This window comes from Shewanella sp. 10N.286.45.A1, from assembly GCF_041470405.1.
In the GTDB taxonomy this organism is placed as follows: Bacteria; Pseudomonadota; Gammaproteobacteria; order Enterobacterales; family Shewanellaceae; genus Shewanella.
The window spans coordinates 1-13,545 of the sequence record NZ_JBFRMK010000071.1 but is presented as its reverse complement, the minus strand read 5'-3'; the positions used below and the strand labels follow the sequence as shown (position 1 = coordinate 13,545).

The following is a 13,545-nucleotide window of genomic DNA, read 5'->3' as shown; positions in this document are numbered from 1 at the left end:
ACTGTAATGTTTACAAAGGACTCGGCTGATGGTTGAAACAGTGCAAGACACAAAAGTGCATACAGACAAACCAACTGTTATTGATAGCGCTAAATCAGCCGATGTGTCAGCAAGAAAGAAAGCACTGCTACTAGGACGAATGCTTGGACTCAGCAGCGAAGGTGATTACCGGCCAAGTAGTGCTTCTATTACCGAACGCAGCGCGTATAGAGCGCAAAAGCTCGCTAACCAGTACCAATCAAATTTAGAAACCATCTATAAGATTGCCATAAGCCAAACACCATCTGATGTAACCGGTATGGATCTCGACGCCGATTGGGCGCACCAATTCTTTCAGCTTGCGGAGCAGATCCACAATCGCAAAATGCAGGAGCTTTGGGGGCGTATTTTAGCCAGCGAGATCACCAATCCGGGTAACTTTAGCCTCCGTACATTAACCACTTTAAAACAGCTAACCCACAAAGAAGCGCAGATATTGGAAAAAGCCTTAGGGATGTCAGTACTGGTTAATAATGAGAGCAAATTGAAACTAGTCATTGGCTTTAAGCATGCCGGTGGTTTAGGTCATCTATTTAAGAAGCCCACCCAAACCAATATAGCGTTATCACAGTTTGGTTTACCCTACTCCAATATTTTAACCTTGATTGAGGCCGGAATTTTACACCGCAGTGAACTAGAAACAGGTCTACTTAGTAGTAAAAAGCCGATTAACTTTGCGCTCAGTAACATCAAGCTAAAGCTCACACCAAAAAGTGGTCAGCTGTTCTTTAGCTATTATCGTTTTACGCCAGTAGGCGATGAACTTGCGCAGTTGATCCACTTCAATACTGACACCAGCTATATCAAGGCATTAAAGGCAGTATTTGCTCAAGACTTTCGGATTGATTAGTTAGATTATAAGTAAAGGACGCTATCTATTGATAGTCGCTTACGCGCCCCATTATCTACGGCTTCTGCTTATTAACCAGCATAGTTATATACTTGCTAAATCGTCTCTGTCTGGTGTCGAGTTTCTTAGCACTTGCCAGGCCATGAGCGATTACATAACGACTCGATTTATTCAGCGTTTCAAAAAACTGCTTGGCTTGCGGCAGAGCTTCTAGTTCGGCTAAGAAATCTGCAGGCACCACCATCTCACTGACACGATAAGCACTCTCCCAGCGCCCGTCCTCTTTAGCAGCTAAGACTTGTAACAAGCCAGGCTCCCTCATCCGCCCTTCAGTTATCAAACGTTCGACATGCTCAGTATTTCTTTTAGACCAGCTGCTGCGAGTTTTCCTTGGGGTAATACGTTGAAGGTAAGCTTGCCCATCAATTGACTTCTTTACGCCATCTATCCAGCCCCAGCATAAAGCCTCTACCACCACATCATCCCAAGTCACACTCTGAATCTTTGAGCCTTTCTTAAATATCTTTACCCACAACTCTGTTTCAGTTGCATGGTGTTGTTTGAGCCACTCAGCAAGTTTTTGCCCAGTCTCAAAAGATTCAATTCTCGATTTTTCTGGTTCGGGCATCGACCAAGGTTCTCCGCTAGTAGACAGAACTTAATTTATCAAAATTAACAAATTAGCATATCTAATTTGCCTCTTTGTAAACAATGGCCCTTGCAGTAAAACACAACTTAACCACTTTTATAGATCTCATAGAATCTAATATCTCAAATAGAATTTTTCTTTTCAAATTAAGTCGCTTTGTAGAACTCAGTCGCCCTATAAACAAAATGCCATACATGAATCCATGCATGGCATTGTTTTCAATTCAGCTTGAGTGGAAACTAACCTGTAGCTTTTAGCTTAGCTCCATCAATCACTTGAATGGCGGCTAGATAGTCGAGCAGCGCGCTAACTTGAGATGCTAAATCACCTTTATTGGTGTCTATGGTCAGCTCCGCCGCCGTTGGTGTTTCGTATGGCGCGGAGATCCCAGTAAAGTCCTTAATCTCTCCCGATCGGGCTTTTTTATAAAGTCCTTTAGGATCACGCGCTTCACACACCTCAATCGGCGTAGACACATAAACCTCAATAAAGCGTCCCTCATCAAAAAGTGCGCGGACGCGCTCGCGCTCCTCTTTAGTTGGCGAGATAAAAGCGGATAGCACCACTAGACCGGCATCAACCATCAACTTGGCAACTTCGCCAACACGGCGTAGGTTTTCATCTCTATCGTCAGCACTAAAGCCTAAGTCTTTACACAGGCCATGCCTAACATTGTCACCATCAAGCAGGTAAGTGTGGAAGCCAGCATCATACAGTGCCCGCTCTAGTGCTCCAGCTAGCGTTGACTTGCCAGAGCCAGAAAGCCCAGTAAACCATAGTAGTACAGGGCTTTGCCCTTTCAGCTTTGCACGAGACTCTTGGTCAATACTATGTTGGTGCCAAACGATGTCAGACATAACCACTCCAAAAACATTAATCTAATAAATAACAATGTGCCAAGCTATCAGGTAACACGCTTAAGATTGACTAAAATCTAAAACGGAAACAGCATTGGCACTAAAATAATGACTATCGATGAGTACAATACCGATAACGGTATTCCCACTCTTAAAAAATCGCTAAAACGATAATTTCCCGCGCTATAAACCATTAGGTTGGTCTGATAACCGTAAGGCGAAATAAAACTCGCACTCGCGCCAAATACAACCGCTAAAATAAATGGCCGAGTATCAACGCCATAATTCAAGGCGATGGCGTAAGCCACCGGGAAAGCGAGTGCTGCAGCCGCATTATTGGTAATAAGCTCTGTTAGCAGTAGCGTTAAAAAATACACACAGACAAAAGCAGCAAAAACACCAAATCCATTGAGTGACGTTAAGATAAAACTAGCAATATCATTTGCCAATCCCGTCGATAACATCAGATTAGCTAAACTAAGTGCACTGCCTACAATAACAACCAGCTCAATAGGAAAGCGTCGCTTTAACTCTGTTAAGCTCACGGCACCAATAGCGACATAGCTAATCAACAGTAGCAGTAAGCCTTTAATCAAAGGCATAACGCCTATAAGGCTGGCAAAAATGGTTAATACAAAGCCGCCGAGCACCCAACGACTGCGTTTATTATCTAACCGAACACTCAAATCTAAACCACTTACCGCAACAAAATCAGAGGCCAGCTTGGCGTTATGGCTAAAACTATCGCCGGGAGTAATCAATAAGACATCACCCGCTTGTAATTCAATATCACCAAGGCCACCTTTTAACGGGTCGTGGCCACGACGAATAGCCAGCACGGCACCATCAAAACGCTCTCTAAATTTGGATGCCTTTAACGAGGCTCCAACCAGTTTTGATGTTGGAGAAAGTACTGCTTCAATGAGGTTCTGCCCTTTAGCTTGCTGTTTACCAAACCATTCAAGTCCATCAAACTGATGCAATAATTCGACCGATTCAACTGCACCACCAAAGCGCAATATGTCTTCACTTTGTAGCACTAGATGCGGAGGAACAGGGCAAATACGTATACCACTACGCTCAAGCTCAACTAAGTAGAGTTTTTTCAACGCACGTAGACGGTTATCTAACACACTCTTACCAATCAACTGCGACTGTTTAGCCACACGCGCCTCAAGCAGGTAAGGTAAGCTTTCCTCTGCACTTTCTTCACGTCTATCTGGCAGCACATTGGCAAGTAATACCAGTAAACCAACACCAAGCGTGACGATCACTACACCAATCAGTGAAAACTCAAAAAAGCCTAGGGGGACTAAGCCTGCGTTTTCAACAAAGGAATTAACAATAAGATTGGTAGAAGTGCCAATCAACGTTAAGGTGCCACCGAGGATGGCTGCATATGACAGTGGCAGTAATAACTTAGCCGGTGCGTGTGACTGATTACGCCTCACCACACCAATTAAGGATGACACCACTGCAGTATTATTGGTAAACGAAGACAAAATCGCAGTTGAAAAGCCGAGCTTTGCCATGGTTGATGCTAATGACCCCTGACCCACCACTTGGCTAAGCTTGCCCAGCAATGACGTTTTCTCTAACGCGGTCGTCGACAGAATGATCAACACTAACGTCACTAAGCCTGCATTGGTGAAACTTGCCAATGCTGTTTCCAACTCCACCATCCCAAGAAGATAAGTGGTTAATGCGGCGGTAAAAAATAGGGCTGCGGGTGTCCATATTCCAGCCATTAAGGCTGTAACAAGGACAAACAGTATGCTTGATAACACCCACAGCTCTGACACGGCTAGCCCTCTAACTTACTTATATCTAGCGCTTGCCAATGCGGATACTGCTTACGGATCAATGCATTAAGCTCAAGTTCAAAATCAGTAAACTGACTGCTTGCGGGCTTTGCTTTTGAAGTTGTCACAGCCATTACCGCTGCGACTGTCGCATTCGACAACCGATCGATTAAGATCATGCCACCGGTATCTCGGATCAAAGTGTATGCATCGATTGCAATCGCTTCATTTAACTCAAGCGTTACTCGCGCCATGTCATTTAGACCAATCACCTCACTATCTTTGCGCTCTAGTGTATTGATATCAACTAAATACTCAATATTAGCTACACTCGCTTGTAGCTTTTTACCGGCCACTTTTAGATCATACAACTGGCCTATTTGCAGCGGCTTTTCGTCCATCCAAGCGATATCTGCGCTCACCTGATTAGCCAATGTTGGCGCATCTTCAACTTGTGATAGTAGATCGCCACGAGAGATATCGATTTCATCTTCAAGTGTTAAGGTTACCGCTTGTCCTGCAATAGCCTCTTGAAGATCACCATCAAATGTCACGATACGCTCAACCTTACTGCGCTTACCTGAAGGCAAAGCTACTAGCTCGTCACCAACTTTAATAATCCCTGAAGACAGAGTGCCAGAGAAGCCTCTAAAATCGAGATCCGGGCGCAATACATATTGCACAGGGAAACGCACTGGCAAATTATTGAGTTCACGACGAGTATCGATAGTCTCTAATAGCTCTAGCAAAGTGCCATCGGTATACCAAGGAGTTTGCGCGCTGCGTTCAACAACGTTATCGCCTTTTAATGCTGAAAGTGGCACATAACGAATATCGATATCGCCTAGTTGCGCCGCAAATTCAGCAAACTCAGCTTTAATATCATTAAAGACTTTTTCATCGAAACCAAGCAAGTCCATCTTGTTAATCGCAACCACAAAGTGACGCAAACCTAACTGCGAAGCGATAAAGGCATGACGGCGAGTTTGAGTTTGTACGCCGTAGCGCGCATCAACCAAGATAACCGCTAGATCACAGGTAGAAGCGCCGGTTGCCATATTTCGCGTGTACTGTTCGTGACCTGGAGTGTCAGCAATAATGAATTTGCGTTTATCACTTGAAAAGTAACGATAGGCAACATCGATAGTGATCCCTTGTTCACGTTCAGCCTGGAGGCCGTCTACCAGTAATGCCAGATCAATCTCTTCGCCAGTGGTACCCACTTTAGCACTATCATTTTTTAGACTGGCTAACTGATCTTCGTAAATTTGGGCGCTGTCATGCAGTAAACGTCCAATTAAGGTACTTTTACCATCATCGACGCTACCGCAAGTTAAAAAGCGCAGCAAACCTTTATGTTGCTGCTGAGATAAATATTCTTTCACACCTAAATCTTCAAGCTCAGCGGCTAAGCGGGTGTTGTTATTGACTGCTTGATTCATGAGTAATTCCTTTGAAATCTAATAAGGCTGTAACTTGCCGCGCTTAGAAGTAACCTTGACGTTTTTTGAGTTCCATCGAGGCACTTTGATCTGAATCGATAAGTCGTCCCTGTCGCTCACTTGAGCGAGTTAACAACATCTCTTCGATAATTTTCTCTAACGTATCGGCTTCTGAATGCATTGCACCGGTCAGTGGGTAACACCCTAACGTTCTAAAACGTACTAATTCCTCTTTAGCCGTTTCACCCTCTTCTAAAGGTAGCCTCTCATCATCAACCATTATCATCATGCCATCACGCTCAACAACCGGACGCTTTTGTGCAAAATACAGTGGAACTAACTCTATATTCTCTTGGTAGATATACTGCCAAATATCAAGCTCAGTCCAGTTAGACAAAGGGAAAACTCGGATACTTTCGCCTTTATTCACCGCGCCGTTATAGGTGCGCCATAGTTCTGGACGTTGATTCTTAGGATCCCAGGTATGGTGCTTATCACGGAACGAGTACACTCGCTCTTTTGCTCGAGACTTTTCTTCATCGCGGCGTGCGCCACCAAAAGCTGCATCAAAACCATATTTATTTAGTGCTTGCTTAAGCCCTTGAGTTTTCATGATGTCGGTATGCTTTGCACTGCCGTGGGTAAACGGACCTACGCCCATTTCAATACCGTCAGGGTTTTTATGCACTAGCAATTCAAAACCAAACTCTTTCGCCTGTGCGTCACGAAAGGCAATCATCTCTTTGAACTTCCAGTCAGTATCGACATGCAACAGAGGAAATGGGATCTTTCCTGGGTAGAAAGCTTTGCGTGCTAGATGCAGCATCACTGAAGAGTCTTTACCGATGGAATACATCATCACTGGGTTATCAAACTCTGCCGCTACTTCGCGGATAATTTGAATACTCTCAGCTTCTAGTTGTTGCAAATGGCTTAACTCTTTGGCGGCCATGCTAATTCTCCGTCTTCTTGATTCTATTGTGCTAAGCACATCTATTTAACTTGTTTGTTTAAACTTACATCACTACTTGGCAAACCTTGAGGCTTAAACCAGTTCAAGCTATCAGCCAATTCGACCACCTCACCAATCACCATTAAGGCTGGCATGACAAGTTCTGGATTGGATGCAAGTTGTTCAATATTGTCGAGTGTACCGACAAAGGTACGCTGCTCATGAGTTGTCGCTTTCGACACGATAGCAACAGGCGTGTCTGCAGAGCGTCCAGCGCCCAGCAAACCAGCTTTGATAATGTTGGCATTTAAGATCCCCATGTATACCACTAAGGTATTGTTGGGGTTTGCGTAACCCTGCCAGTCCATAGGACGACTTTCTAGTTGGCAATGGCCAGTGATAAAACTCACTCCTTGCGCATAATCTCGGTGCGTTAATGGGATCCCCGCATAAGCAGCGGTGCCGCTTGCAGCAGTAATTCCAGGGACCACTTCAAATGAGAGACCAGCTTCAACAATTGTCTGTAACTCTTCCCCACCACGACCAAAAATAAACGGGTCGCCACCTTTAAGGCGTACTACGTTTTTACGGGTGTAGGCTTTGGTTACCAATAGTTGATTGATTTCGCTTTGCGCTGCACTGTGCTTGCCTGCACGTTTCCCCACAGCTATTTTTTCTGCTTTATTAGGAATAAGCGCCATGATATCTTCGCTAACTAAAGCGTCATAAAGCACTACATCGGCGCTTTGCAACACTCGATAAGCTTTGACTGTTAGTAGATCGACATCACCAGGGCCTGCACCTACTAGCCACACTTTTCCACCTGCGGCTTGACCCGGTAAAGTTACAATCTCCATCACGCACCCTCACTCTAATTTGATAGCCTGAATATAGCCGCCCTCTTATTCCATAATAAATAGAAAATTCAAATCATTTATAACTTTTAGTTATTAGAAAAGTAGTACATGTCATAAAATCAGTATTAAAACACCAAGAAAACAAACAAAATCAGTAATTTATAATAATCAGCAGTATTGTTCATGCTAAACCAGCCAGTCAACGAGCAGCTATTCAGCACTAAGTTATTGCATTTGGATCTAGTTAGCTTGGTCAATATTAGCTTTTCATCACAGCATTGACTGCAAGTATTACGCTTTAACGGCATCATAGAGTCAGTTACGAGCTTGCTGTAACTCTGTTAATAACCTCAGTTGCTAGGTAAACTTGTTCGCAAATTAAAAAAGCACAGTTTTAATCACTTTCAGGGAATGTTATGAACAAGCTAGGCGCACTATTTTTGTCTATTGGATTAAGTTGCACATTTACATCAGTTGCCGACCCAGTTAAAAGCACAGAGCAAGCAAGTAGCAGCACTGAAGATATCGAAGTGAAGCGTGAAAAGTCACTGGTAGATAACCGCATTACCCAAGAAACAGAAACCGGTGACCGCCCTTATGTGATAACACCGCATAAGGTGAACTACATTCTTCCTGTGACTTACAACAGTTCACCGAATATGGAACCCTTTGCTCAAGAGGCCAAAGAGCACCCTTTTACCCTTGATAATTTAGAAGCTAAATTTCAAATAAGTTTTAAATTTCCACTGTGGCACAATGTTTTTGGCGACAACGGCCATCTATTTGCCGCTTATACCAACCAATCTTATTGGCAGGTTTATAACAAAGATATCTCTTCGCCGTTTAGAGAAACAAATCATGAACCTGAACTATTTATGTTATTTACTAACGACTGGCAGCTAGGTCCTTTAAAAAACTCTTTTTGGGGGGTGGGCGCGGTGCATCAATCAAATGGTCAGGCAGGCTCTTTATCAAGAAGTTGGAATCGTATTTACGGCATGATGGTATTCGACTCAGGGCCTTTTGCGCTCGAAGCAAAAGCATGGTGGCGCATCCCCGAGGATGAAAAAGAGACACCGACATCGCCTCAAGGAGACGATAATCCAGATATTACAGACTATATGGGTAATATTGAATTTAGAGGTGTTTATGGGCTGGATGAGCATAGATTTACTTTGATGGTACGTAACTATGTACAAAAACCTAACTATGGCGCGGTTGAATTTACTTGGAGTTATCCGATCATGGGCAACTTACGCTTATACACCCAATACTTTAATGGCTACGGTGAAAGTTTAATCGACTATAATTCACATAACCAACGCATAGGCATAGGGATCTCGATTAACGACATTCTTTAGCCAAATAGCGGGGAAGTGCGGGGAACGATGTTGTAACCCGAAGAGATCGACCGGCAGGCTTATGACTAAATGACGCCTGCCCATATCAAGGATTGGATATGGTAGTGAGTGTTAGAAGCATCTTCTTTGTCTTTGCAACTATGATGTGCATAAGTGCCGTGCAGCTAATTAGGATCTCTTTTTTCCCGCACAGCGCCTCCTACCAGCTAACTTCAGAGCAGCAAAAACAAGACATTCAGCAAGTACTCAGTGACATCAATCAAAAATCCGCTTTTGCGGCATTAGATCCTGGCAAAAAACACAAATTTAATTTGGCCGCACAACGTTTGCTACTCGCCAATCTCCCGCACACTAACAGCTCAGTATTCCAGATTCGTTTACAAGCTTTGCTGTCGACATTAAACGATCCTGCAATAAGCGTAACATTGCCCCAAAGCGCGCCTAAATCCAATGTGCTAACAAGTTTCCAAGGCGTGTTACACCATGATGGCAAGCACTGGCTTGCATTTATGTCGATAAGAGAACATTTAGATGAAGACTATCCATATCTCACCCACATTGATGGCCTGCCAATCGCTCGGTGGGTATCAGCCGCTCAACAATATATCCCGGACTCTTTAAAACTATCAGCCATAGAGCAAAGTCGTTGGATATCTCGCATTAACCAACTTAGACAAGATATAGGCCTTCCCCTCTCGGATTCGGCTCAATTCACTTTTACAAATTCAGCTGGCGATAGCATTCAACGTACGATGCGATTAGGCAGCTCAAGCGATAGCAATAATGATGTAAGCTACAGCGCGACACTTGTACATAAGCAAGCGTCTTTGGCACGAGATACTTTACAATACCCAGCATATTCTGCGCCTAAGGAAATGTTTTTTAAGCGACTTGAAGCCAGCACTAGCAACCCTATTCTACTGGATATTCGACAGTTAACTTCAATAGATAACCGACTTAACCAATGGATTAACGATAACGTTGCTCCTCGCTACACGCCTTATAACAGCACCATTGGCTTGATAAAATACAAACGTTTTCCAAGCTCAACTTCTGCCACCTTCTCAAAACAAGCTTTTTTTCCGTTAGAAGATTTACCATTTTTTGTACAAACTCAATTAGAAACTGTAGGGTTTAATAGGCAGTTTGATGCAACACAAGCTTTTAGCCATTGGCTGGTACGCAGAACTGAGGAATATTCCAACGCGGCGAGTGAAAAAAGACAGCTACATTTACTCGTCGATTCGAGCTGTCAGCAAGAGTGTGAATGGCTAACACTCAGGGCGGCAAGTTGGCCAAATGTTAGCTTATTAGGGGAGCAAACCAGAGGCAGTTTAAGCCCACGTCATTCGTTGAAGCTGAAACAGAGCGGGATCAACATAAAATACAGCGCAGCATTAACTTATAGCGCCCAAGGAAAGTTAATTTCAGGTATAGGGATCTCGCCACACATCGCTCTGACAGGGCTTGCTCTGAATCAACCTAAAACCCCGCATTTGATTGCCACTGAATCCAAAAGCCCAAAACGTTTATCTGCGGGTAGTAAGCCTATAAGCGCAAAAACACTGCCATAGAGTCATCTTTATATGATGAATTTCCCACTTTTGTTCCATAGCTTGCTTAAGTAAGGTATAAGAGCACTATGAAAACCCCTAAACGACTCCAACCATTGGTTGATGAAGGATTAATAGACGAAGTTGTTCGTCCATTAATGAGCGGCAAAGAAGCTGATGTCTATATCGTGAGATGTGGCGATGATGTCCGCTGCGCGAAAATCTACAAAGAAGCTGACAAACGTAGCTTTAAAAAAGCTGTCGAATACCGCGAAGGTCGCAAAGGCCGTAATAGTCGCCGTGCTCGTGCGATGGAAAAAGGCTCAAATTATGGCCGCCAAGAGCAAGAACAGGCTTGGCAAAATGCCGAAGTTGATGCGCTATTTCGCCTAGCTTATGCCGGTGTACGAGTACCTAAACCCTATGGCTGCTTTGACGGTGTATTGTTAATGGAGCTGGTCACTGACGACGCTGGCTACGTGGCACCAAGGCTCAATGATATTAGCCTTACTGCAGAGATGGCGACAGCACATCACTATCAAGTGATGAAAGATGTTCAGCGTATGCTTTGCGCTGGCCTTATCCATGGTGATCTCTCTGAATTCAACGTACTGCTTGACGACGAAGGTCCGGTGATTATCGATCTGCCACAAGCAGTGGATGCCGCAGCGAATAATAATGCCAAACGTATGTTATTACGTGACGTGAACAATATGACCCAATACTACGGTCAGTTTGCTCCAGCGTTACTAAACACCAAATATGCGCAAGAGATGTGGTTAAAGTTCGAATCCGGTGAACTATCTCCTGACAGTGAGTTAACCGGTGAGTTTGTTGAAAGCGAACATACAGCTGATATAGATGCGGTCTTGGAAGAGATCCAAGCTGCGTTTGAAGAGGAACAGGAGCGTAAAGAGCGTATTAAAGATGCAGCTGAAGAGGATGAATATTAATATTCGTCAGTAAACGCTTTCATTCAATTGAATCATCTACAGCCCAACAAATACACTGTTGGGCTTTTTACTGGCTGGTATTAAGTCTGCAATATCTAAGCTATCGTGGAAAATCTAGGCCTATCAAGATGAACTTTTTGCGATTGCGATTGCACCAATCAGCCCGTAGACTCAAGTTTATCTACTAAACTCAGTTTAATCCTATGTCATTAGCAGCAGATAGCAACCAATCAATTGATTCCAATAGCCCTAAGGCCATACGTAAAGCTGTACGTGCAGCTCGTCGTAATTTGAGTTTAGCGCAACAGAAACAGTCCTCAGTTTTAGCTGCAAAAAGTGCGTTAGAAAAACTCAATAAACTCCAAGCCTTTAAGGTTGCACTCTACCTGACGAATGACAGTGAGCTCGACACTGCGCCTTTGATTGAAATGCTATGGCAGCATGGCGTTGAAGTTTACCTGCCTAGGCTACACCCCTTTAGTGCTGGCAACCTGATCTTTCTTCAATATGAGCCAAAGAGCGTTCTAGAGAAAAATAGCTTAGGTATTTGGGAACCCAAACTCAACATCACCCAAATGATCCTGCCGCATCAATTAGACGTGGTGATAACCCCGCTGGTAGCATTTGATAGATTCGGCAATAGAATGGGGATGGGGGGCGGTTACTACGACAGAACCTTAGCCAATTGGCAAGCGACGGGCAAACCATTGCCTATTGGTTATGCCCATGACTGCCAACAAGTCAGTAAACTTGTCAGTCAGCTATGGGATATTCCGCTGCCATTCATTATTACACCATCGAAAAACTACTCATTTGGTTAGCCCAAACTTATGGCAGTTACAGTATTTTATACCTGCCAATCAATTGGTTGGCCGCCTTGTTGTGCAATTAAAGTATTGATATGAGAGAAGTGCTTACAACCAAAAAAACCTCGATAAGCTGACAATGGCGATGGGTGGGGGCCAGAGACAATTTGGTGCTGCTTAGCCGTTATCACCTTGCCCTTCTTCTTCGCATGAGCCCCCCAGAGCACAAAAATAATCGGTTGTGATTGTGCATTGAGATGCAGCAGCACATTGGTGGTAAATGTTTCCCAACCCGATTTAGCATGAGAATGTGCTTTACCTTGCTCAACGGTCAACACCGTATTTAGCATCAACACTCCCTGCTCAGCCCAAGCTTGCAGATTACCATGTTCCGGCGTTTTAAAGCCTTCAATATCGGTCGCTAGCTCTTTATACATATTGACCAATGATGGCGGGATTTTTACCCCTTTTTGCACAGAGAAGCACAAGCCATGGGCTTGATTTGGTCCGTGGTATGGATCCTGTCCAATAAGCACCACCCGAACCTTTTCCAGCGGAGTATGTTCAAATGCTGAAAGCACCGAGGACTCATCAGGGTAGATAACTTTATCTGCTCGCTCTGCGCTAACAAATGCCTCAAGCTCAATAAAGTAGTCCTGCTGTTTCTGCTGCTGGATGAATTGTTGCCAGCTTGATTCCGTAGCCATAGCTCTGCTCATATAAGTATTTCCCTCTATAGTAAAAGTTCGGCTTATCCCATGCAATCCATTAGATTGTTTGAGGTTTAGTCATTGGTATTCAGTCACTGAGGTGATTAAATATGCGCTCATTTTTTGCCTAGGACGGCCTCTCAAATGTTGACCCCTTCATCTTCAAAGTCACAGTCTGGATTTACATTAATAGAGCTTGTTGTTGCCATCATTATCCTAGGGATCCTCGCAGTTATTGCTTTACCTAAGTTCATTAACTTGTCTGAAGATGCACAAGTATCGACAGTTAAAGGCACAGCAGGTGCATTTAAATCAGGGCTTGATCTGTCTAGAGCTGTATGGGCTGTAAAAGTGGGCCGTGGCCCCGTTGAAGACCTATCTGTATTTGGTACTGCGCAATCAGGTGAAGTTGACTTTAATGCTAATGACTGGCCTGCTCAGCACTATATTCATGGCAATGAAGCATCGCCCAAACTTGATAATGTAGAAGATTGTATTTCGGTCTGGCAAGTTATATTTCAAGGTGATGAGCCGAGTGTATCTAATCACAATAATGCCGATAAGACGGGCTATAAAGCAATCTATAGCGCAACAGCGACTTGTACATTTAACTATAGAGAAAATACCAATCTATCAATTCAACATGATTCTAATTTAGGCTCCGTTACAGTAGACTCAGCTCCAAACAGTTAAACTAAGTTAAGTTAAGTTAAG

At 43.8% G+C, this 13,545-nt stretch carries 13 protein-coding genes; 6 read left to right on the top strand and 7 right to left on the bottom strand.

Annotation, left to right across the window (positions count from 1 at the left end; all coding sequences use genetic code 11):
• Positions 1-28: 28 nt before the first annotated feature.
• Positions 29-889, top strand: a complete 861-nt coding sequence (locus AB4238_RS05870; protein WP_372032176.1) for a TIGR03899 family protein — start codon at positions 29-31, stop codon at positions 887-889.
• Between the two features lie 55 nt (positions 890-944).
• Here AB4238_RS05870 and AB4238_RS05865 read toward each other — a convergent pair whose 3' ends face one another.
• The 6 genes from AB4238_RS05865 to cobA form a co-directional block, all read right to left on the bottom strand.
• The gene (locus AB4238_RS05865; protein ID WP_372032174.1) at positions 945-1,517 is read right to left on the bottom strand and encodes a YdeI family protein; all 573 of its coding nucleotides are present in this window, start codon (positions 1,515-1,517) and stop codon (positions 945-947) included.
• Between the two features lie 260 nt (positions 1,518-1,777).
• Positions 1,778-2,395 carry an adenylyl-sulfate kinase gene (gene cysC / locus AB4238_RS05860; protein WP_372032172.1) on the bottom strand — a complete coding sequence of 206 codons (618 nt, stop codon included), beginning with the start codon at positions 2,393-2,395 and terminating at the stop codon, positions 1,778-1,780.
• Positions 2,396-2,472: 77 nt separating this feature from the next.
• A complete protein-coding gene (locus tag AB4238_RS05855) occupies positions 2,473-4,197 on the bottom strand; it encodes an SLC13 family permease (protein ID WP_372032171.1) in 1,725 nt (574 codons plus the stop codon).
• 2 nt (positions 4,198-4,199) lie between these two features.
• A complete protein-coding gene (cysN, locus tag AB4238_RS05850) occupies positions 4,200-5,639 on the bottom strand; it encodes a sulfate adenylyltransferase subunit CysN (protein ID WP_372032170.1) in 1,440 nt (479 codons plus the stop codon).
• Positions 5,640-5,682: 43 nt separating this feature from the next.
• Complete coding sequence (cysD, locus tag AB4238_RS05845; RefSeq protein WP_371994544.1) at positions 5,683-6,591, bottom strand: sulfate adenylyltransferase subunit CysD; 909 nt, start codon at positions 6,589-6,591, stop codon at positions 5,683-5,685.
• A 41-nt stretch (positions 6,592-6,632) separates the two neighbouring features.
• Entirely contained in the window at positions 6,633-7,448 is an 816-nt protein-coding gene (gene cobA, locus AB4238_RS05840; RefSeq protein ID WP_372032169.1) for a uroporphyrinogen-III C-methyltransferase, read from the bottom strand.
• 416 nt (positions 7,449-7,864) lie between these two features.
• Between cobA and AB4238_RS05835 the strand changes: the two genes are divergently transcribed.
• The 4 genes from AB4238_RS05835 to AB4238_RS05820 all read left to right on the top strand — a co-directional run bounded on the left by AB4238_RS05835 (position 7,865) and on the right by AB4238_RS05820 (position 12,136).
• Positions 7,865-8,809, top strand: a complete 945-nt coding sequence (locus AB4238_RS05835) for a phospholipase A (protein WP_372032168.1) — start codon at positions 7,865-7,867, stop codon at positions 8,807-8,809.
• 104 nt (positions 8,810-8,913) lie between these two features.
• Positions 8,914-10,383 (top strand): hypothetical protein, encoded by a 1,470-nt coding sequence (locus AB4238_RS05830; RefSeq protein ID WP_372032167.1) that lies wholly within the window; start codon positions 8,914-8,916, stop codon positions 10,381-10,383.
• 68 nt (positions 10,384-10,451) lie between these two features.
• Positions 10,452-11,315, top strand: a complete 864-nt coding sequence (locus tag AB4238_RS05825) for a PA4780 family RIO1-like protein kinase (protein ID WP_372032165.1) — start codon at positions 10,452-10,454, stop codon at positions 11,313-11,315.
• Between the two features lie 203 nt (positions 11,316-11,518).
• Entirely contained in the window at positions 11,519-12,136 is a 618-nt protein-coding gene (locus AB4238_RS05820; RefSeq protein ID WP_372032164.1) for a 5-formyltetrahydrofolate cyclo-ligase, read from the top strand.
• Between the two features lie 26 nt (positions 12,137-12,162).
• On the opposite strand, the gene ung is transcribed toward AB4238_RS05820, so the two are convergent.
• Positions 12,163-12,828 (bottom strand): uracil-DNA glycosylase, encoded by a 666-nt coding sequence (ung, locus tag AB4238_RS05815; RefSeq protein ID WP_372032213.1) that lies wholly within the window; start codon positions 12,826-12,828, stop codon positions 12,163-12,165.
• 147 nt (positions 12,829-12,975) lie between these two features.
• Between ung and AB4238_RS05810 the strand changes: the two genes are divergently transcribed.
• A complete protein-coding gene (locus AB4238_RS05810) occupies positions 12,976-13,524 on the top strand; it encodes a type II secretion system protein (protein WP_372032163.1) in 549 nt (182 codons plus the stop codon).
• The last annotated feature ends 21 nt before the right edge of the window (positions 13,525-13,545 follow it).